The organism is Agrobacterium sp. ST15.16.055 (genome assembly GCF_027956555.1).
In the GTDB taxonomy this organism is placed as follows: Bacteria; Pseudomonadota; Alphaproteobacteria; order Rhizobiales; family Rhizobiaceae; genus Agrobacterium; species Agrobacterium salinitolerans.
Genome location: NZ_JAQKGN010000010.1, coordinates 98,557 through 116,653 on the forward strand (window position 1 = coordinate 98,557; position 18,097 = coordinate 116,653).

The following is an 18,097-nucleotide window of genomic DNA, read 5'->3' on the forward strand; positions in this document are numbered from 1 at the left end:
CTCCACCACCCATCCCCCAAAACCCATAGGGAAAACAACAATAATGGCCCTCTGCAATTACTTGCCGGACATGCTCTGCAAGTTCCCCGCCATCGACAATTCAACCATGCGTGTGGCACGCAAGACCATCGATGACGGCTTTCGCGATCTCGTGCGCAACTACGGCGATGCAATCGACGTCGTCGTGCATCCGCTGCAACTCTTCCTCAATTCCTCGGAGCGGCTGTTTATTCAGACGCCGTGGATCATCACCATGCTGGTCATTCTTGCCATTGTGCATTTCGCCGGTCGCAGCATCAAGATCACCGCCGGTACCGCGGCGTCGCTGCTGATGATCGGCGCAGTGGGCCTCTGGCGCGACGCGATGACAACGCTGTCCATCGTCGCCATCGCCACCCTGATCGCCATCGTCATCGGCCTGCCGCTCGGCATCCTGATGGGACGCTCAGAACGCCTTCAGCGCCTCATCAACCCCGTGCTGGACGTGATGCAGACCATGCCGAGCTTCGTTTATCTCATCCCCGTGGTGGTGATATTCGGCATCGGCAAGGTTCCGGGCCTGATCGCAGTGGTGATCTACGCCATTCCGCCCGTCATCCGCCTGACCAGCCTCGGCATTCGCCTGGTGGACCGGGAAGTGCTGGAAGCGGCGGACGCCTTCGGCTCCTCCAACCGCCAGAAGCTGTTCAATGTGCAGCTGCCGCTGGCGTTGCCCACCATCATGACCGGCATCAACCAGACTATCATGATGGCGCTCGCCATGGTCGTCGTCGCCTCCATGGTCGGTGTCGGCGGGCTCGGCAAAAACGTGCTGCAGGCCATCAACAACCAGTTCTTCACGGTAGGTTTCCTGAACGGTTTCGCTCTGGTCGCCATCGCCATCATGTTCGACCGGGCGAGCCAGGCTTTCGGCAAACGCCTGCAGAAATACCGCGAGGTCTCCCATGGCTAAAAGCATCGAAATCCGCAACCTTTACAAGATCTTCGGCAAGCATCCCGAGAAATATCTCGAAGCGGTACGAAGAGGCATGGACAAGGTCGAGCTGAACGACAAACACAACCACGTACTCGGTCTCAACAACATCAACATCACCATGCCGGGCGGCAAGATCACCGTCGTCATGGGGCTTTCCGGTTCCGGCAAGTCGACGCTGATCCGCCACATCAACCGGCTGATCGACCCGACCGCCGGTGAGGTTCTCTACGACGGCGAAGACATTTGCGGCATGAGCACGTCGGCGCTCAGGAAATTCCGCCGCCACAAGACGGCGATGGTGTTCCAGAAATTCGGCCTGCTGCCGCATCGCACCGTGCTGGAAAACAGCGTTTACGGCCTGGACATCCAGGGCATACCGCGCAAGGAGAGCGAAGAGAAAGGCCGTTACTGGCTCAATCGTGTCGGCCTTGACGGCTACGAGGATTATTATCCGAACCAGCTTTCCGGTGGCATGCAACAGCGTGTCGGCCTTGCCCGCGCGCTTGCCAATGACGCCGATATTCTCCTGATGGACGAAGCCTATTCGGCGCTCGATCCGCTGATCCGCGTCGATATGCAGACGATGCTGCTCGATCTTCAGCAGGAACTGAAAAAGACCGTGGTGTTCATCACCCACGATCTGGACGAGGCTCTGCGGCTCGGCGACCACATTGCCATCCTGAAGGACGGCGAAGTGGTGCAGCAGGGCGACGGCCAGAGCATCATCCTTTCACCGGCCGATGGTTACGTCTCCGACTTCGTTCGCGACGTCAATCGCAGCCGCGTGCTGCAGGCGACGACGGTGATGGAGCCGCTGGACAGCAAGCCGGAAGGCATGTCCGTGCCTGAGAACGCGACGCTGGAAACCATTGCCCGCGACATGTCGGAGGCCAATGAAACCCAGGCCCATGTGGTGGATGAGGACGGCAAGCCGGTCGGCAGCATCGGTCTCGACACGCTGGTGGCCGCCATGGTGACGCCTGCGCAGCAGGAGACGGTGGCGACGGTTGAGGTGGAGGTGAAGGCGACGGATAAACCGGAGAAGGTACCGGAGCCCGTTGCTCCGGTGCAGAAGGAAACGGTGTGATCCGCTTGATCCTGTCTATAAAGTTCTAAAACTCTCCACGTCATCCTCGCCCTTGAGGCGAGGATGACGTGGAGTGTGAGGCAGGCCTTTCGGCACCCATGCGATCCTGCCTCGTCTCGTATATAAACGGCTGCTGCATCCTCGCACGCCCCGCCCCCTCCATGCAAAAACGAAGCACTACTTCGCCGGCTGTCAACCCTCGGCGATCGCTGCAACGCAGCAAGCGCAAGCTTCGGACAAGTTGCCGCCGTTAACCATTCGTTAACTTTTGAACGCGGAATCATCGACATGCAGATCGAAAGCAATATTGGCGGATATAATTATCAGGGTCGCATCCGCGACATCGAAAAAGCTGGCAGCGCGCAAAGTGCGCCGGAAGAGCAGGCCGTGAAGCGCGGCCCCGGCAACCCCACCGTTTCCAGCACCATTCTTTCCCAGTCGCTGGCCAATGTTCTGTGGGCCGTGGGCAATGGCAGCGCGCCCGCTTATCAGGAGACGGTCGCGGCCTCCGCCGAAGACACGGCGGAAGCCCAGGCTGAATGGGTGCGCAGCGCCTATTCGGAATATACCGAATAGGCGATTCCAATCAGGCCCTTGCCGGGCTGACCTCCACCGTCACATGCGACAGTTCATGTATGGCGGCAAGTTTCTGCTTATAAAAGGCCGGCGCTTTCGGCGCCCGCGAATGGATTGCCACAATGGCCGCATGGTGGCCGGGGCCTACCTGCCAGACATGCAGGTCGGTGATACGATCTTCTTCCGTTTCCACACTTTCACGGATTTCCTGCGGCAGGTCGTCCGCCAGCGGCACCGCATCGACAAGCGTCGTTGCCGTGGAACGAATGAGCCCCCATGACCAGCGGGCAATGACCAGACCACCGACGATACCCATCAACGGGTCGAGAAAGTTCCAGCCGTTCCACTTGCCGAGCAGCAGTGCAACGATGGCAAGGACCGAGGTCAGCGCATCCGCCAGCACATGCAGATAGGCGGCGCGCAGATTATTGTCCCGCCCGCCCTTTGCACCCTGCTCCGCATGCGAACCGTGATCGTGGTGGGCATGGCTGCCATGGCCGTGATGGGCATGCGAGCCATGGCCGTGGCCATGATCGTGGTGATGGTCATCCTTCAACAGCACGGCGCTTACGAGATTGACGACAAGTCCGATGACGGCAACGAGAATCGCCTGGTTGAAATCGATCTCGACGGGGCTGATGAGGCGCAGGCCACTTTCAACCGCGATAAGCAGCGCCACCACGGCGAGCACGACGGCGCTGGCGAAACCGGCGAGATCGCCGAACTTGCCGGTGCCGAAGCTGAAGCGCGGATTGCGCGCCTCGCGCCTTGCATAGAGATAAGCGAGCGCCGAAATCAGCATTGCGCCCGCATGGGTGGACATGTGCCATCCGTCAGCCGTCAGCGCCATGGAGCCGAACCAGTGGCCGGCGACGATCTCCGCCACCATCATGACGGTGGTCAATGCAATGACCATCCAGACACGCCTTTCATTGCGCTCGTGATTCTGGCCAAGATAAATATGGTGATGCTCCGCCGTGGCGAAGGGTTCGGAAGTCGTCGTCATGTCGCTCAATCCTCTCTCGACTCTACCGGCCCTTCTCAACTCTGCCGGCTTTTTCCGTTCTGCTGGCCTGCATTGACCTACCGGATGTAGGTCTTCAGCACCTGGGCCAGCTCTTCCGCCGCCCGCGCCCTCTCGTCTTCATTTTCGGCATGAACGACATGTTCGTGCAGGTGCTCCTGCATCACCTCCCCGGTCAGGCCTGAAAGCGCGCCGCGCACGGAGGCGAGCAATTGCAGCACCTCACCGCAGGGCTTGGCCTCGTCCAATGCGCGCTCCACCGCCTCCATCTGCCCTTTCAGACGGCGGATGCGGGCCAGCAGCTTGTCCTTGTTGCGGATCGTGTGGGACATATGCACCTCATATACTATAGGGGGGTATATTATATTGCGTCTAATTTTTGCACAAGGCGTGCATGACGCAATCTTCGGGAATGTTTCGGACCTTAAAAATGCCCCATCAGAACTAGGGGACTCACAGTCATGACGACTATCGCAGCAACCAGCAGCATCAATTTCGCCTCTCCGGTCCGCGGCATCGCGCCTGCGCACAACCGGGAGAGCCAGTCCACAACCGAGGCTTTGCAGGAGCTGACGCGGGCGGCCCATCGCGCCATTTCGGTGGCAGGCAATGTCGCCACTGCCGTAGCCCCGCTTGCCGGTGCCTCCGCCAGCCTGGCCGCCGCTCTCTGGAACATGGACAGCGGCGCTTCCGCCCCCACTGGCGCCAATGCTGACGTGGTGGCTTCCGCCCAGCCGGACATGGCAAGCCTCGAATCGCAGATTCTGAAGGCGCTGGCCCATGCTCTTGGCGTCAACGACGCCACTTGAGGCCATTGAACCGGGCGCGAAAAAGCCATATCTCTAGAGACTGGAGATATGGAGAAGACCATGCTGTCCATCGGTGAACTATCGAAACGCACCGGCGTGAAAGTGCCGACGATCCGCTATTACGAGCAGATGGGCCTCATCCGCGAGGCGGATCGTTCGGAGGGAAACCAGCGCCGTTACGAGAAATCCGACCTCGAAAGGCTGACCTTCATCCGCCATGCGCGCGATCTCGGCCTCAACATTGATGCCATTCGCGAACTTATCGCGCTCAGTCAGCACCGGGAAATGCCGTGCGAGGGTGCGGATCGCATCGCCGCCGAACATCTTGCTGACGTGCGCGAGAAGATTGCCAGCCTGAAGAAGCTGGAACACGAGCTGGAACGCATCGTCTCCCATTGCCACGGCCATTCGATCGAGGATTGCTACGTCATCCGCGCGCTTTCCAACCATGGCATGTGCGAGGGTGAGCATTGAGCCGAAAACCGGGCTTGACAGAATATGGATTCGAGCGCATTGCATTTCCCATGATCAACGAACGCGCACCCATCTCCTGCTCGTATTTTTGGGCCTTCCTCTAAGGGCGGCTCGACAGATCATATTGTCAACAAGCCGCCGTCAGGCGGCTTTGTTGTTTTCAAACGTCCTGACGGCACCGATAAGACCAAAGGACCGAAAAAATGACCGAAGATAGCTCCCTGACACTGGAAAGACCGCCCGTCGTCATCATTCGCGGCGCGCGCAAGACCGATCTGCCCGAACTCAATGAGATGATCACGCTGCTTGCCTCCTACCATGGCGATGCGGCGGCGATCACGCCGGCGAAGCTTGAGCGCGACCTGTTCGGCGCCCTGCCCTGGGTGCATGGTCTCGTCGCCGAAGCCGATGGCGCGCTGATCGGTTACGCCCTGCTTCTGCCGCTCTACAGAGCGCAGGAAGGGCGGCGCGGACTGGAGCTGCATCATCTCTTCGTGCGTGACGGTCATCGCGGTCATGGCACCGGCCAGCATCTGGTTTCCCGCGCCCGCGATATCGCCAAGCGTCTCGGCTGCGACTATCTTTCCGTCAGCGCCACAACCGGCAATGTGGCGGCGCATCGTTTCTACGAAAACATGGATTTCGCGCCGCGGCCGGTTACCGGCATGCGCTACATGCAGTCCATCGCCTGATTAAAGCCCACGGAGACAGCCATGACACGGATCGCCATTGCGCTCGCGCAGGATTTTGCCGACTGGGAGCCGGCGCTGCTTGCCGCCGCAGCTCGCAGCTATCTCGGCGTCGAAATCGTCTATGCCACCCCTGATGGTGGGCCGGTGACGTCGATGGGCGGGCTGAAGGTGACGCCGGACACATCCTATGACGCGCTCGATCCCGTTGACATCGATGCGCTCGTCATTCCCGGCGGTCTCAGCTGGGAAAAGGGAACGGCTGTCGATCTTGGCGGGCTGGTGCACCGGTTTCGCGACAAGGGCCGGCTGGTAGCCGGCATCTGCGCGGCGGCAAGTGCGCTCGGCGGCACGGGTGTTCTTAACGATATCGCCCATACCGGCAATGCACTGGCATCCCACAAGGCCTATCCGGCCTATCGCGGTGAGGCGCATTATCGCGATCAGCCCAAAGCGGTCAGCGATGGTGGCATCGTCACGGCACCCGGCAGCGCGCCGGTCAGTTTCGCCGTGGAAATCCTGAAACACCTCGGCCTCTTTGGTCCGGAAGCCGAGGCGGAACTTCAGGTTTTTGCGGCGGAGCATCGGTGAGGCGTACCGGCCTTTGCTGTCCGTAACATGTTCTCTCCGTCATTCCGGCCTTGAGCCGGAATGACGGAGGCGAGAACGGCGATGACTACCCCCGATCAAGCACCCGGCAAACGCGGGGCGTGACGTCCTCCACCTCACCGGCAATTGCACGGCGAATGTCGCGGCTGTTCAGATGCAGGCTGCGACCCGCGGGCAAATTCGAGCGTTTTATCTTGCTGAGCGCAGCAGCGATAAAAGCAGCCTGGTGTTTATGAAAACAGGAGAGAGCCGCCTCGCGCCCCGGGGTTGCCCCGAGGAGCGCCTTGAAAGCAAGGCGATGCACGGCGCAGAAAGCGCCGTGGCCGGGAACGGCAAAACGCAGCGCATCGAGCTCCTCACTCCATTCCGCTGCGTCCTGCATGGTTTCAAGCCTCTTGGAAGCGCTTCAGGAAAAACGCACTCAACGTGCCGAGAAGTGCCCAGAAGACGAAGCTGGTGACGGTGGCGGCAACGATGAACTGACGTTCCAGCGGCAGCGGCGCCAGCGCATGTTCGCCTTCCGGCGGCAGGGGGGCGCCCACCACATGCGGCGCGACGATCAGCACCATCGCCAGCAGAGCTGCCCACGGTTCGCGGCGGAACGCGATCAGCGCAATGCCGCCCGCGGTTGCGGCAACGGTGGCGAGCCACCAGATCTGGCGCGCCTCAAGGGCGGCGGCCGGGATGCCCGGCAGTTCCGGCGGCAGGCCGATCATCGGGGCCAGCATGACGGCAGCAAAACCCGCAACGCCCCAGAGAAGGCCTTCACGCCAGCCGGTATCGGCACCACGCAGCGACATGAGGCCGGTCAGCACCAGCGCATAACCGATGGCGGTCAAGACATTGGCGGCGACGGTATAGGCCGTGCGCTCGAAGCCATCGGCCGGCGCCCAGGCCTCGTCATTGTGCTCATGGGCGGGAGCCGCAACGCCAGGCGCCGGCGCATCATGGCTGTGCGGCGCTTCGCCAGCGCTTTCAAAAGTTTCCGCCTGAAGGATGAGCGGCGTGGTGCCAAAAGCCTGCATGGCGGAAACGGCAAAGCCACCAAGGATACCGACAAGAATGGCGGTAAAGACGATATTGCGAAAAAACGACATGCTATTTCCCCTCAATGGCAGGGGAAGGCATTGGCATGGCGCGTGTCATGCGCGGCATTGTGAACGGCTTCCACGTGGGAAAAGCCGACAAAACCGACGACGAACAGGCCAAGCACGATCGCTGTCAGCGACTGCGCGACGCTGGCTGTTTTTACGGAAACGGCTGAATTGGCCGTATTCAGGTTGGTGGACATGGTGACCCCTCTCCCGGCGCGACCCCGCGCCTTTAGATGCGGCCGAACGGCAAAGCCGCAGGACCGCATGCGATATACTTCACCACGGGGATACGAGACTGATACAGGGAGGCATTGATGCCACCACCCTGAAATTCCGCTCTTCCGGACACCCCGCCGGCATGGATATTTCCGTGATGGCAGGTCTCCTGGCTTACGGGTCAAAACCTGAAACACCTTCCCGGCATCGCCTTCGCCCTTGATGGAGGCGAGATGGCTTGCCAGTGGCATTTCGTTTCAGGCTCTCCGCTCACAGTTGCGGGGGCAGCCACGAATGAGGATTTCTCCCTATCGTGTTCCCTTTTCACCTTCCGGAACGCCCGGAAGGAACCATCACGGACATGTTATCGGATGGGCGGGGCCGGGAGTCAATGGCGCTTACCCACCTCTCGTTCGTCATCCTCGGGCTTGACCCGAGGATCCATGGGCTGGCGTGGTGGTGGATCCTCGGGTCGAGCCCGAGGATGACGGAGGAGAGGTATCAGGCCCTACCGCGCCGGTATGGCCTTCAGATAGGCGGAAATCGCATCGCGGTCTTCGGCCGTCAGATGCGCCATATTCTGCTGCACCTTGACCATCGAGCCGCCGACGCTGTCGAATTCCGGAGTAAAGCCGGTTTCCAGATAGCTGGCTATATCCGCTTTGGCCCAGCTGCCGATGCTTTGCGAGCCGGGGGTAATGTCGGGAATGCGGCCCTCGCCTTCCGGATTGGGGCCGCCGGCCAACCACTTGTCTTTCAGGAAACCGCCAAGCGCGTTGCGCGGCGTGTGGCATTCGCCGCAGTGGCCCGGCCCCTCCACCAGATACTGGCCGCGCAGCAATTCCGCATTGGCATCGGCAAGCTCGACGCGGGGCCGCGCCGAGGGGTCGAAATAAAGGAATTTCCAGCCGCCCAGCACCATGCGCAGATTGAAGGGGAACGGCAACTCGTGATCCGGCGCATCGTTCTGGCTGGCCGGCAGGGCTTTCAGATAGCCGAAGAGATCGTTGACGTCCTTCTGCGTCATGCGGGCATAGGAGGCGTAGGGAAAGGACGGATAGAGATGTTCGCCGTTCCTGCCCACCCCGCGCGTCATCGCATCGCCGAATTCCGCCAGCGTCCAGCCGCCGATGCCATGCTGTGGATCGGAGGAAATATTGGGGACATGGAAGGTGCCGAAGGGGCTTTTCAGCGCCTGCCCGCCCGAAAGCGTCAACAGCGCCTCGCCCTTCGCGTCGGGTGCTGCATGACAGCTTGCGCAGCCGCCCGCCCAGAACAGCGTTTCGCCATTGGCCAGATCCGGTTCGCCCAGGCTCACCCAATGGCTCGGCGCCTGCCGCTGCGGCGCGGTAACCCAGGCGAAAATGCCGTAGCCCGCAATGGCCGCGACGACGGCCCCGCCGACGAGTTTCGTCCAGATGGAGGACATGCCCCTCTCCCCATTCTCACCTGATCCGGTCAGATGCCTTTCGTGCCTTGAGAAAACGCCGCCGGGAAGCGGCGTTTTCAAAGTGCTGCGACTACTTCTTCAGACGATAAGTCTGGTGGCATGCGCCGCAATCGGCGCCGAGCGTCTTCATGGCGGTGGCGACGCCGGCCTGATCGGTGGGGAGATTGGCGAGAACCATGTCCGCATCCGTGCCGAGCTTGGCGGCCTTGGCCTTGAAGTCGTCGAAGTTTTCCCAGATGGCGGGAGCAGCCGCGCTGCCGGTCTCTGAGCCGACGGGGAACTGGTCCGGGAAAGCCTTGGCATTGGCGCCGATGGTGGTTACGGCAGTCTTGACGGTATCGGCGTCAAAGGGCTTTTCACCCTTGGAGATGGCGGCAAGCGAACCCATCGCCCCACCGATCTGCTTCATCATGCCTTCACGTTTTTCGACTTCGCCGGCAGCGTAGACCGCTCCGGCGCAAAGACAGCCGAACAACATGGCCGCCGTGATGGTTTTCAGTTTCATGCAACTCTCCTTGATTCCGGCCGGGACACCGGGCGCTAGATGGAACGGCGCGAGGATGCCCTTTCCGGATGGCGAAAAGAAGTCACATTGCGGTGAATTCCATCGTGAAAACAGAAGCCTAAGACGAGGTGACAATGCAGATCACCCCCCGGCTCTAGGGCCTCACTCTGACGGCAGGCTGAATGAGAATAATTGGCTGAAAGCAAGCGGCGCGGCGTATTCCCCCACGCAGTTGCCGATTGGAGAAGCCGAGGCCCGGCTTAGAGGGCCAAAATGCGGTCTTCCTCACGCCCAAAACCGCGGATCGCTATGCGGTCGACAAAGACGTCTGCGATGGCGAAGGTGTTCTGGTCAGGCGTATCGACCATGCCCTTGAAATTCACGAAGTGGGTATTGCCCAACAGGCCGTAATTGCCCTCGTGATTATGGCCGTTGAACCATGCGACGGCTGACGGGTGGGAGCCGAGAAGCTCAAGGATACGCGGCGCGTCCCACATGTTGTGGGCGTTTTCCGGATAGACAGGATAATGGCAGAGAACGATCACTTTTTCGCCCGCCGCATCCGCCTTTTGCAAAACCTCCCGCAGCCATTCGAACTGCTCGTCGCCAAGCGAGGCGTTCCAGTCCTGCGCATTGATGGCACCCGCATCGTTGAGGCGCTTCAGCCGGTCTGCGGCAAGCGCGCGTCGCGGATCGCCAGGCGGCGGCGCGAACAGGCTGACCTCGTTGCCGTCAAGCACGACGAAGCGGATATCACCGATGGAAAAATCATGCCAGGGGGCGGACATGCCGAGGCGGGCGTGGATAGCCGGCAAATGCTCGGCGGCGACGGCGAAATCGTGATTGCCCGGCAGCAGGACCGAGCGGTGTCGAAGCCCGTCGTAAACGGCAAGGATCGCGTCGAAATTGTCGAAGCCGCGATCGATGATATCGCCGAGCGTTACCACGAAGGCCAATTCCTCGCGGTTGAAGGCGTCGATCGCGTCTGCGAGCTTTTTCGGGCTCTCGGCGTAATAACGACCCATCTCCGGGCGCGGATCGGCATCGGCATATTGGGGATCGGCGACAATGCCGAAGGAGAAGAGAGGCGTGGTTTTTTCAGTCATGATGCGCCGCGATAAACCCGGCGGATGACAAGCTTGTGACAACGCGCGACATGCCAAAAAACAGAACACCCGGCACGAAGGCCGGGTGTTCGAAAAATTCCGTTCGCCAAGCCTTACTTGGCAGCGGCTTCGTAACGCTCCAGGACGTAGTCCCAGTTGATGAGGTTATCAACGAAGGCTTCGAGGTACTTCGGACGCAGGTTGCGGTAGTCGATGTAATAGGAATGTTCCCAGACGTCGACGCCGAGGATCGGCTCTGCACCGTGAACCAGCGGGTTTTCGCCGTTCGGGGTCTTGGAGATTTCAAGCTTGCCGTTCTTGACGGAGAGCCATGCCCAGCCGGAGCCGAACTGCGTGGTGCCGGCAGCGATGAAATCTGCCTTGAACTTGTCGTAGCCGCCGAGATCGGAGGCGAATGCCTGTTCCAGCTTGCCCGGCAGCTTGTTGCCGCCGCCGTCCTTCTTCATCCACTTCCAGAAATGGACGTGGTTGTAGTGCTGCGCGGCGTTGTTGAAGAGACCGGCATTGGTGCCAAAGGACTTCTTCACGACTTCTTCGAGCGACAGGTCGGAAAGACCTGCTTCGGCAGCCAGCTTGTTGCCGTTGTCGACATAAGCCTTGTGGTGCTTGTCGTGATGGAACTCGAGCGTCTCGCGCGACATGTAGGGTGCAAGCGCGTCGTAGTCGTAGGGGAGTTCAGGAAGTTCGAAGGCCATGGTTTTTACTCCTTTTTGCAGCGGGTTACCGCTCCTAGAAACCGTGTGAGCGGACCATAGGAGCGAAGCTCCATTTGGGCAACCTGTGAAATATCAAAATGTTCCGCCAAAGGGGAAAATTCCTCCAGCACCGGCAGCCACCATATTTGTTTCACAACCCCGGCGTACCGTTTTCCACCCTATCGGTTCGCTTTTGCCGAGATTGCAGGAAGGAAATTCCATGACCCGCGCTTTGCTCCGTCCCCTTATTCTCGCCGCCGCCCTCTCCTCCCTCGCCCTGCCGGCCGCCGCCTCGTCGGACGATGCCTGGAAGGAATTCGTGGCGGATGTGCAGACAGCCTGCCTAACCGGAGCCAAGGACATGATCGAGGATGCCAAGGCGGTGGTCGATCCTGTCGGTAGCGAAAATTACGGTCTCGCCATCCTGACCGGCAAAGCGAAGGGCGCGGATGCGACGGTCAGCCATATCTGCGTCTACGACAAGAAAACCAAGGCCGTGGAGCTGGGTAGCGAGCTTGCCGGGGACACGCTGAAGGTGGAAATCCCCGGTTCCACGAAACCCTGATCGTTCAGAAACGCGGCGTGGTATCGCCCTCGCCCAGCGAGCGCTGCATCAGCACCGTATCCAGCCATTGGCCATGTTTCCAGCCGATGGACTTGAACGTGCCGACAAGTTCGAAACCGGCAGCGCGATGCACGCCGACTGAAGCCGCATTGGCGCTGTCGCCGATGACGGCGATCATCTGCCGAAAGCCACGCGCGGCGGCTTCCGCAATCAGCGTATCGAGCAGTTTGCGGCCGATGCCCATGCCCTTCATGGCCGGATCGATATAAACGGAATCCTCGAGCGTCGCGCCATAGGCCGGGCGGGCGCGGTAGGCGCCGGCATAGGCGTACCCGGCTATCTTTCCATCGTGTTCGGCGACGAGATAGGGGTAATTGCCCTCCACCAGCAGGCGGCGACGCTCGGCCATGGTCTCCACATCAGGCGGATCGATCTCGAAGCTGGCGCGGCCATGCAAGACGGCATCCCGGTAAATTTCGGTGATGGCTGGAATATCCGCCTCATCACAGGGGCGGATTAAAAGGCTGGAAACGGTGGAAAGGGTCATTCTTTTGTCCTGCGGATCATTCACATCCTCATTGTGCATTGCGACGCAGCCAAAATAAAGATTATCTATCTTATACAAACGATAAGGTTTTCTTTGATGATGGACCTCGACCTGCGGCAGTTGCGCAGCTTCATGGATGTGGCCGATCTCGGCAGTTTTTCCGCCGCCGCCGACAAGGCCGGGCTCACGCAGCCAGCCGTCAGCCTGCATATAAAGCTTCTGGAAAAACAACTGGGCGTGCGGCTGATCGAGCGGGTCGGCAGGCGGGCGCAGCCAACGGCGGCGGGGCGGGATTTTCTCGTCCATGCAAGGCGCATATCCGAAGAGGTGGCGCATGCGATCGAGACGGTTGCGCCGCACCGTAGCGGGGCGACGGGAAGCCTGCGTATCGGCACGGGCGCCACCGCCTGCATCTATCTGCTGCCGCCGGTGCTGGGCAAAATCCGGCAGGCCATGCCCGGCATCGAGATCGTTGTGCAGACCGGCAATACCCACGATATCCTCCGGCTTCTGGAGGCCAATACCATCGATGCGGCGGTGGTGGCCCTGCCCGCCAGTGGCCGCAGCCTCGATATTCGCGACATCCATCTCGACGAACTCGTCGCGGTTTTCCCGCAAGGTTCCGTCTCTGACGCAACGGTGCTCAACGCCGAGACGCTTTCGGCGCGGCCGCTGCTGCTTTACGAGGGCGGCAATACGCGCCGGCTGGTGGATCAATGGTTTTCGGTGAGCGGCCGCACCGTGCAGCCCGCCATGGAACTGGGCAGCGTCGAGGCCATCAAGAAACTGGCGGGCGCGGGCCTTGGCATTGCCATCGTGCCGCGCATGGCGTTGGAGCATGAAGATGCGGCGTCCGGGCTCGGACACCGCTCGCTCGAACCGCCGCTTGAAAGGCGGATCGCGCTGGCGATGCGGAGAGACAAACACATGACGGCGCCGCTGCGGGCGCTTGCCGCTGCGCTGCCGGATGTGCGGAAACGGTGAAACCCGCGCCGGTCTCCGGCGCGGGTTTCATGATACTCTTCTTCCGTCATGACGGGCCTGAGACAGCCCCGCTCTCAGAACTCCGTCCAGTCGTCACCCTTCACGGCCAGCGCCGCATTGCCACGGGCGGCAGCCGGGCGGGCTTTGGGGGAGGAAGTGACCGGTGCGACGGGCGCGTGGACCGGATTTGCAGCACGCTGCATCTGCCGCGCCGTCTCCCGCAAGGCAGAAGTCTGCTGACCCAGCTGGAACTGTGCCAGCAGCGCCTGGAGATTGGCGCATTCCTGCGCGAGGCCGGCACCGGCCGCATTCATTTCCTCGACCATGGCGGCATTCTGCTGCGTGGCCTGATCCATGTGGTTGACGGCCGTGTTGACCTCGGAAAGGCCGGCCGACTGTTCCTGTGCTGCGGTCGCGATGGCGTCCATATGGCTGTTGACGGAAAGCACCAGCTGCTCGATCTCGGAGAGCCCGACGCCGGTATCGGCCACCAGCTTCACGCCTTCACCCACCGCAACGGCTGACGCGGTGATGAGCTGCTTGATTTCCTTGGCGGCGTTGGCGGAGCGCTGCGCCAGTTCGCGCACTTCCTGTGCGACGACGGCAAAGCCCTTGCCGGCATCGCCCGCCCGTGCCGCCTCGACGCCGGCATTCAGCGCCAGAAGGTTGGTCTGGAAGGCGATTTCGTCGATGACGCCGATGATCTGGCCGATCTGGCGCGAGGAATGTTCGATGCGCTCCATAGCGGCGACAGCATCGCGCACAACCTTGCCGGAAAGATCGGCCTTTGTCCTTGCCTCACGCACCGTGTCGCGCGCGTCGCTCGCCCGTTTGGAGGTGGCGGAAACATTGGCGGTGATCTCTTCCAGCGCAGCGGCGGTTTCTTCGAGAGAAGCGGCCTGCTGCTCGGTGCGGCGGGAAAGATCGTCGGAGGCCGACGACACCTCGTGAGCGCCGCCATTCACCGTCTGCACGGACTGGCCGACGCTGCTGAGCGCCTCGCGCAGCTGGTGCACGGAGCTGTTGAAATCGTGCCGCAACGCCTCGAATTGCGGTGCGAACGGCGTGGCGATCTCACAAACCATATCACCGGAGGCAAGCCGGCGAAGACCGCTTGCCAGCGAACCGGTCGCCTGATTGAGCCGCTCTTCGGCCTCCGCCTCCGCACGCTGCTGCAGTTCGGCCCGGTCGCGTTCGGCCTGCTCCCGGTTGGCGACGGCGTCGGCTTCCAGCTGCCTGTTGCGGACGGCCGCCTCGCGGAAGATTTCCACGGCGCGGGCCATCTCGCCGATCTCGTCGCCGCGTTTTGCACCGGGCACATCGATGGTCAGGTTGCCGGTGGACAATTCCATCATCGCATTTGTCAGGCGGCTGATGGGACGGGTGACGCGGCCGACGATGACGGCAAGGCAGAGAATGCAGATGCCAAGTGTGAGGATGAACGCGGCGAGATAGATCATCGCGCCGATAAAGGCGTCCTGTCTCGCCTTTTCGGCATTGGCGTTGAGAACATCCATCGCTTCAGAGGCGATTTTCGCAACCGTATCGAGGCTTTCGGTGACGGTATTGCGCCATGTATCGATGGTGAAGGTTGGCGTGCGGCCGTTGTTCAGATCGTCGATCAGCTTTGCGCGCTGCGCGACGAAATCACCCTTGAAATAGGTTCTGTCGGCAACGGCATAGATATCTTTCAGTGCCTTCGGCGTCGATTCATGCGCGACGAGGTCGCCGGTGGCTTTCCAGGCAAAAGCCGCGCCGGCATCGAAATTGCCAAGCTGCTGGGTTTCCTGCGGGGTCAGCGGCCGCTGCTGGGCCACGACCGCATTGATGACAACGGTGGCGCTGCCGCCGAGCGCTCGCGCCGACCAGCCATAGGACCGCAACTGGATGAGGCCGGTCAGGCTCTGGTCCAGCGAACGAACCTCACCTTCCACCGCCGTAGAGCCCGCTTCTAGCGCCGTCAGGAAATCCTGGCCGAGCGCCAGCACGGTCTTGTCCAGCCCGTTTTCACGACGGTCGAGCGGCAGGGTCACGTTGGCGTCAACCTTTTTGCGCAGCTCCAGGAATTGCGTGTAGACATCCTTCACGCGGGCAAGCGGGGCCTTGAGGCCAGCCTGATCGAGCGTGGCGGACTGTTCGAGAAAGGCGCCCATGGCGGCATCCACCTTCTGGCGCGACGCCTGCACGCTGGCGATGGTACTGGCCGTCTTCGCCGGGTCGACCGTCAGCGCCGAGGCGCTGTTGCCGCGTTCGCTGCGAAAGTTCAGCAAGGCGTTGAAAAGCAGCCTGTCCAGCGAAACGAGCTGCGCCACCTCCGAAAAGCTGCGGGCACGCTGCACGGACTGCAACATGCCATTGCCCACGAAGCCCGCCAGCGCGATGCCGACGAGCAGAAAAAATCCCACAAGTATATTACGAATGCTGAAAGACATTTGGCGGCCCCCATTAGCCCGGATCGGTAATGCCGCAAGCTAACCAGTGGTCCTCTAAAATTGGATTAAATTCCCCTGAATTTTTATGGGAAATAATGCGGTTCAAAATAAAAGGCCGCGGCAGGGATGAGCCCGCCGCGGCTTTTTGAAAAATTGGGGTTTACCCGGCCTTAAACATCCGCGCCGAGACGCGCCCAGTCCATGTAGAGATCAAGCGCCTTGCGCGCGACCGGGCCTGCCTGCAATTCGCGATCATCGAGCTTCACGACGGGCGAAACCTTGGAATAATTGCCGGAGCAGAATATTTCATCGGCCTCCCGGAAATCCTCGACCGAAAGCGTCGCTTCGCGCACGTCAAAACCGGCCTGGCGCAGAAGACCGATCACGCGCGAACGGGTAATGCCGGCAAGGAAGGTGCGGTTGGGAACCGGGGTAAGGACGACGCCGTCCTTGACCATGAAGATATTGGCCGAGGCGGATTCGGCGACATTGCCGTTCATGTCGCGCATCAGGGCATTGTCGAAACCGCGCGAGCGTGCTTCCAGAATGGCGCGACCGCTATTGGGATAAAGGCTGCCGGCCTTGGCGTCGGTCATGGCGGTTTCCGGCGAAGGGCGGCGCAGCGGCGAAACGGTGAGCGTCAGCGGCTTGCCGGCATCCATCGGCGCTTCGAACAGGCAGAGCGCAAAACGGGTGGAACCGGCATCGGGCGCCACGACGCTGCCGGGCATGCCGTGTTCGGCCCAATACATCGGCTTGATGTAGATCGCCGTCTTGCCGTCGAATTTCTTGACGCCTTCCAGCGCCAGGGACTCGATCTCCTCGGCCGTCATGGTCGGCTTCATGCCCATATTGGCGGCGGAGCGATTGACGCGCTGGCAGTGCAGATCGAGATCGGGCGCCACGCCATCGAACCAGCGGGCACCGTCGAACACCGTGGAGGCCAGCCACATGGCATGCGAGGTCGGGCCGATGAGCGGCGGGTTGCCGGGCAGCCATTGACCGTCAACATAGGTCCAGGTGGTTGATCGGGGTGCGGTATCGACGCTCATGATGGTCTCCTGTCTCAAGCGTTTTCGTTCGATAAAACGCTCCGTCTTTTTTTCTGATTCATTGCCGGATGAAGAACGCTGCGCGCTCTCAACTGGGCGTGTGCTGGAAATCGGCCGGAGTGAATGCCTCTCCCCTGACGAGGTCAAGTTTTAATTGCAGTGATTTCTGATTTTGATGGAAAATAACAAAGCGACGGCCCCGCAGGTACGTTTTATAAGGTGAAACAAAAGCTTGATGAATGAATTCATCACCATAATTCATTGATCGGATGATGGCGGGGCAATGTGGCCCATGCGATGCTGAGGATCTGACGGCAGTCTGCAGGAGAAAAATAATGGTATGGTCCGCACAGCAATATCTGAAATTCGAAGACGAGCGGACGCGTCCCGCGCGGGATCTTCTGGCGCAGGTGCCGCTGGAGCGGGTGCTGAACGGCTATGACCTCGGCTGCGGCCCCGGCAATTCCACCGAGCTTCTGACCGACCGTTACGGCGTCAATGTCATTACCGGCATCGACAGCGATGACGACATGCTGGAAAAGGCGGCGGACCGGCTGCCCACCACCAGTTTCGGAAAGGCCGATCTTGCCACGTGGAAGCCGGCGCAGAAGGCAGACCTGCTCTACGCCAATGCCGTGTTCCAATGGGTGCCGGATCATCTCGCCGTTCTTTCGCAACTGATGGACCAGCTGGAAAGCGGCGGCGTTCTGGCCGTGCAGATGCCTGACAACCTGCAGGAACCGACGCATCGCGCCATGGAGGAGACCGGGGCGAACGGGCCCTGGAAGGACACGTTCGCAGATGGCAGGCTGCGCCGCAAACCCCTGCCCGCGCCTTCGGATTATTTCGATGCGCTGACACCGAAATCCGCGCGGGTGGATGTGTGGCACACCATCTATAATCATCCGATGAAGGATGCGGAAAGCATCGTCGAATGGGTCAAGGGCACGGGACTGCGCCCCTATCTCACCGCCGTCGGCGAGGAAAACCGCGAAGCCTTCCTCGCCGATTACACGCGGCGCATCACGGCGGCCTATCCGCCGATGGCGGACGGCCGTTTGCTCCTGCGCTTTCCACGGCTTTTTGTGGTGGCGGTGAAGAAGTAGGGCACGCTACACGATGCCGCGTTTTTCGCATACTGGCGCATCCTCTCAATCCTCATTCCTGTGCTTGTCACAGGAATCCA

Annotated in this window: 22 protein-coding genes and 1 riboswitch; of the genes, 10 read left to right on the forward strand and 12 right to left on the reverse strand. The window is 61.0% G+C overall.

The window, feature by feature from the left end; translation table 11 throughout:
• The first annotated feature begins 43 nt into the window (after positions 1-43).
• From PL599_RS15565 to PL599_RS15575, 3 genes are all read left to right on the forward strand, one after another.
• Entirely contained in the window at positions 44-952 is a 909-nt protein-coding gene (locus PL599_RS15565) for an ABC transporter permease (protein ID WP_077982719.1), read from the forward strand.
• Positions 945-2,063: a quaternary amine ABC transporter ATP-binding protein gene (locus PL599_RS15570; protein WP_269824425.1), complete on the forward strand. Its 1,119-nt coding sequence runs from the start codon at positions 945-947 to the stop codon at positions 2,061-2,063. The genes PL599_RS15565 and PL599_RS15570 overlap by 8 nt, the downstream gene beginning before the upstream one ends.
• Before the next feature lie 288 nt (positions 2,064-2,351).
• On the forward strand, positions 2,352-2,639 hold the full coding sequence (locus PL599_RS15575; RefSeq protein WP_077982721.1) for a hypothetical protein: 288 nt from the start codon (positions 2,352-2,354) through the stop codon (positions 2,637-2,639).
• Positions 2,640-2,649: 10 nt separating this feature from the next.
• On the opposite strand, the gene dmeF is transcribed toward PL599_RS15575, so the two are convergent.
• Both dmeF and dmeR read right to left on the reverse strand, forming a co-directional pair.
• Complete coding sequence (gene dmeF, locus PL599_RS15580; protein ID WP_269824426.1) at positions 2,650-3,645, reverse strand: CDF family Co(II)/Ni(II) efflux transporter DmeF; 996 nt, start codon at positions 3,643-3,645, stop codon at positions 2,650-2,652.
• 77 nt (positions 3,646-3,722) lie between these two features.
• Positions 3,723-3,995 carry a Ni(II)/Co(II)-sensing transcriptional repressor DmeR gene (gene dmeR / locus PL599_RS15585; RefSeq protein WP_077982723.1) on the reverse strand — a complete coding sequence of 91 codons (273 nt, stop codon included), beginning with the start codon at positions 3,993-3,995 and terminating at the stop codon, positions 3,723-3,725.
• A 129-nt stretch (positions 3,996-4,124) separates the two neighbouring features.
• Here dmeR and PL599_RS15590 point away from each other — a divergent pair, with 129 nt between their 5' ends.
• The 4 genes from PL599_RS15590 (at position 4,125) to PL599_RS15605 (ending at position 6,226) form a co-directional block, all read left to right on the forward strand.
• Complete coding sequence (locus tag PL599_RS15590) at positions 4,125-4,472, forward strand: hypothetical protein (RefSeq protein ID WP_269824427.1); 348 nt, start codon at positions 4,125-4,127, stop codon at positions 4,470-4,472.
• Between the two features lie 60 nt (positions 4,473-4,532).
• Entirely contained in the window at positions 4,533-4,946 is a 414-nt protein-coding gene (locus tag PL599_RS15595) for a MerR family transcriptional regulator (RefSeq protein ID WP_077983013.1), read from the forward strand.
• Between the two features lie 203 nt (positions 4,947-5,149).
• A complete protein-coding gene (locus PL599_RS15600; RefSeq protein WP_077982725.1) occupies positions 5,150-5,638 on the forward strand; it encodes a GNAT family N-acetyltransferase in 489 nt (162 codons plus the stop codon).
• A gap of 21 nt (positions 5,639-5,659) precedes the next feature.
• The gene (locus PL599_RS15605; RefSeq protein WP_269824428.1) at positions 5,660-6,226 is read left to right on the forward strand and encodes a type 1 glutamine amidotransferase family protein; all 567 of its coding nucleotides are present in this window, start codon (positions 5,660-5,662) and stop codon (positions 6,224-6,226) included.
• Positions 6,227-6,311: 85 nt separating this feature from the next.
• On the opposite strand, the gene PL599_RS15610 is transcribed toward PL599_RS15605, so the two are convergent.
• The 7 genes from PL599_RS15610 to PL599_RS15640 form a co-directional block, all read right to left on the reverse strand.
• A complete protein-coding gene (locus PL599_RS15610; RefSeq protein ID WP_137409943.1) occupies positions 6,312-6,626 on the reverse strand; it encodes a hypothetical protein in 315 nt (104 codons plus the stop codon).
• Between the two features lie 4 nt (positions 6,627-6,630).
• Complete coding sequence (locus PL599_RS15615; protein ID WP_269824429.1) at positions 6,631-7,341, reverse strand: CbtA family protein; 711 nt, start codon at positions 7,339-7,341, stop codon at positions 6,631-6,633.
• Positions 7,342-7,352: 11 nt separating this feature from the next.
• Complete coding sequence (locus PL599_RS15620; RefSeq protein WP_010971223.1) at positions 7,353-7,535, reverse strand: CbtB domain-containing protein; 183 nt, start codon at positions 7,533-7,535, stop codon at positions 7,353-7,355.
• A 161-nt stretch (positions 7,536-7,696) separates the two neighbouring features.
• Positions 7,697-7,924: riboswitch (cobalamin riboswitch) on the reverse strand.
• A gap of 138 nt (positions 7,925-8,062) precedes the next feature.
• Entirely contained in the window at positions 8,063-8,983 is a 921-nt protein-coding gene (locus PL599_RS15625; RefSeq protein WP_077982729.1) for a c-type cytochrome, read from the reverse strand.
• 91 nt (positions 8,984-9,074) lie between these two features.
• A complete protein-coding gene (locus PL599_RS15630) occupies positions 9,075-9,509 on the reverse strand; it encodes a c-type cytochrome (protein WP_162520410.1) in 435 nt (144 codons plus the stop codon).
• Between the two features lie 260 nt (positions 9,510-9,769).
• Positions 9,770-10,615, reverse strand: coding sequence for a metallophosphoesterase (locus PL599_RS15635; RefSeq protein ID WP_269824430.1), 846 nt, complete (start codon positions 10,613-10,615; stop codon positions 9,770-9,772).
• 113 nt (positions 10,616-10,728) lie between these two features.
• Positions 10,729-11,331 carry a superoxide dismutase gene (locus tag PL599_RS15640; protein ID WP_077982731.1) on the reverse strand — a complete coding sequence of 201 codons (603 nt, stop codon included), beginning with the start codon at positions 11,329-11,331 and terminating at the stop codon, positions 10,729-10,731.
• 220 nt (positions 11,332-11,551) lie between these two features.
• Here PL599_RS15640 and PL599_RS15645 point away from each other — a divergent pair, with 220 nt between their 5' ends.
• Complete coding sequence (locus tag PL599_RS15645; protein ID WP_269824431.1) at positions 11,552-11,896, forward strand: hypothetical protein; 345 nt, start codon at positions 11,552-11,554, stop codon at positions 11,894-11,896.
• A gap of 4 nt (positions 11,897-11,900) precedes the next feature.
• Here the strand turns inward: PL599_RS15645 and PL599_RS15650 are convergent, their stop codons facing one another.
• Positions 11,901-12,443 carry a GNAT family N-acetyltransferase gene (locus tag PL599_RS15650; protein WP_269824432.1) on the reverse strand — a complete coding sequence of 181 codons (543 nt, stop codon included), beginning with the start codon at positions 12,441-12,443 and terminating at the stop codon, positions 11,901-11,903.
• A gap of 96 nt (positions 12,444-12,539) precedes the next feature.
• On the opposite strand from PL599_RS15650, the gene PL599_RS15655 reads away from it, so the two are divergent.
• Positions 12,540-13,427: a LysR family transcriptional regulator gene (locus PL599_RS15655; protein WP_269824433.1), complete on the forward strand. Its 888-nt coding sequence runs from the start codon at positions 12,540-12,542 to the stop codon at positions 13,425-13,427.
• A gap of 74 nt (positions 13,428-13,501) precedes the next feature.
• Here PL599_RS15655 and PL599_RS15660 read toward each other — a convergent pair whose 3' ends face one another.
• Positions 13,502-15,859, reverse strand: a complete 2,358-nt coding sequence (locus tag PL599_RS15660) for a methyl-accepting chemotaxis protein (protein WP_269824434.1) — start codon at positions 15,857-15,859, stop codon at positions 13,502-13,504.
• Positions 15,860-16,029: 170 nt separating this feature from the next.
• Positions 16,030-16,911, reverse strand: coding sequence for a branched-chain amino acid aminotransferase (locus tag PL599_RS15665; RefSeq protein ID WP_191216956.1), 882 nt, complete (start codon positions 16,909-16,911; stop codon positions 16,030-16,032).
• A gap of 335 nt (positions 16,912-17,246) precedes the next feature.
• Between PL599_RS15665 and tam the strand changes: the two genes are divergently transcribed.
• Positions 17,247-18,017, forward strand: coding sequence for a trans-aconitate 2-methyltransferase (gene tam, locus PL599_RS15670; protein WP_269824435.1), 771 nt, complete (start codon positions 17,247-17,249; stop codon positions 18,015-18,017).
• Positions 18,018-18,097: the final 80 nt, after the last annotated feature.

Bases quoted from the DNA above. Each gene is read 5' to 3' on its own strand.
- PL599_RS15565 (WP_077982719.1), top strand. From the start codon at position 44: ATGGCCCTCTGCAATTACTTGCCGGACATGCTCTGCAAGTTCCCCGCC.
- PL599_RS15570 (WP_269824425.1), top strand. From the start codon at position 945: ATGGCTAAAAGCATCGAAATCCGCAACCTTTACAAGATCTTCGGCAAG.
- PL599_RS15575 (WP_077982721.1), top strand. From the start codon at position 2,352: ATGCAGATCGAAAGCAATATTGGCGGATATAATTATCAGGGTCGCATC.
- dmeF (WP_269824426.1), bottom strand. From the start codon at position 3,645: ATGACGACGACTTCCGAACCCTTCGCCACGGCGGAGCATCACCATATT.
- dmeR (WP_077982723.1), bottom strand. From the start codon at position 3,995: ATGTCCCACACGATCCGCAACAAGGACAAGCTGCTGGCCCGCATCCGC.
- PL599_RS15590 (WP_269824427.1), top strand. From the start codon at position 4,125: ATGACGACTATCGCAGCAACCAGCAGCATCAATTTCGCCTCTCCGGTC.
- PL599_RS15595 (WP_077983013.1), top strand. From the start codon at position 4,533: ATGCTGTCCATCGGTGAACTATCGAAACGCACCGGCGTGAAAGTGCCG.
- PL599_RS15600 (WP_077982725.1), top strand. From the start codon at position 5,150: ATGACCGAAGATAGCTCCCTGACACTGGAAAGACCGCCCGTCGTCATC.
- PL599_RS15605 (WP_269824428.1), top strand. From the start codon at position 5,660: ATGACACGGATCGCCATTGCGCTCGCGCAGGATTTTGCCGACTGGGAG.
- PL599_RS15610 (WP_137409943.1), bottom strand. From the start codon at position 6,626: ATGCAGGACGCAGCGGAATGGAGTGAGGAGCTCGATGCGCTGCGTTTT.
- PL599_RS15615 (WP_269824429.1), bottom strand. From the start codon at position 7,341: ATGTCGTTTTTTCGCAATATCGTCTTTACCGCCATTCTTGTCGGTATC.
- PL599_RS15620 (WP_010971223.1), bottom strand. From the start codon at position 7,535: ATGTCCACCAACCTGAATACGGCCAATTCAGCCGTTTCCGTAAAAACA.
- PL599_RS15625 (WP_077982729.1), bottom strand. From the start codon at position 8,983: ATGTCCTCCATCTGGACGAAACTCGTCGGCGGGGCCGTCGTCGCGGCC.
- PL599_RS15630 (WP_162520410.1), bottom strand. From the start codon at position 9,509: ATGAAACTGAAAACCATCACGGCGGCCATGTTGTTCGGCTGTCTTTGC.
- PL599_RS15635 (WP_269824430.1), bottom strand. From the start codon at position 10,615: ATGACTGAAAAAACCACGCCTCTCTTCTCCTTCGGCATTGTCGCCGAT.
- PL599_RS15640 (WP_077982731.1), bottom strand. From the start codon at position 11,331: ATGGCCTTCGAACTTCCTGAACTCCCCTACGACTACGACGCGCTTGCA.
- PL599_RS15645 (WP_269824431.1), top strand. From the start codon at position 11,552: ATGACCCGCGCTTTGCTCCGTCCCCTTATTCTCGCCGCCGCCCTCTCC.
- PL599_RS15650 (WP_269824432.1), bottom strand. From the start codon at position 12,443: ATGACCCTTTCCACCGTTTCCAGCCTTTTAATCCGCCCCTGTGATGAG.
- PL599_RS15655 (WP_269824433.1), top strand. From the start codon at position 12,540: ATGATGGACCTCGACCTGCGGCAGTTGCGCAGCTTCATGGATGTGGCC.
- PL599_RS15660 (WP_269824434.1), bottom strand. From the start codon at position 15,859: ATGTCTTTCAGCATTCGTAATATACTTGTGGGATTTTTTCTGCTCGTC.
- PL599_RS15665 (WP_191216956.1), bottom strand. From the start codon at position 16,911: ATGAGCGTCGATACCGCACCCCGATCAACCACCTGGACCTATGTTGAC.
- tam (WP_269824435.1), top strand. From the start codon at position 17,247: ATGGTATGGTCCGCACAGCAATATCTGAAATTCGAAGACGAGCGGACG.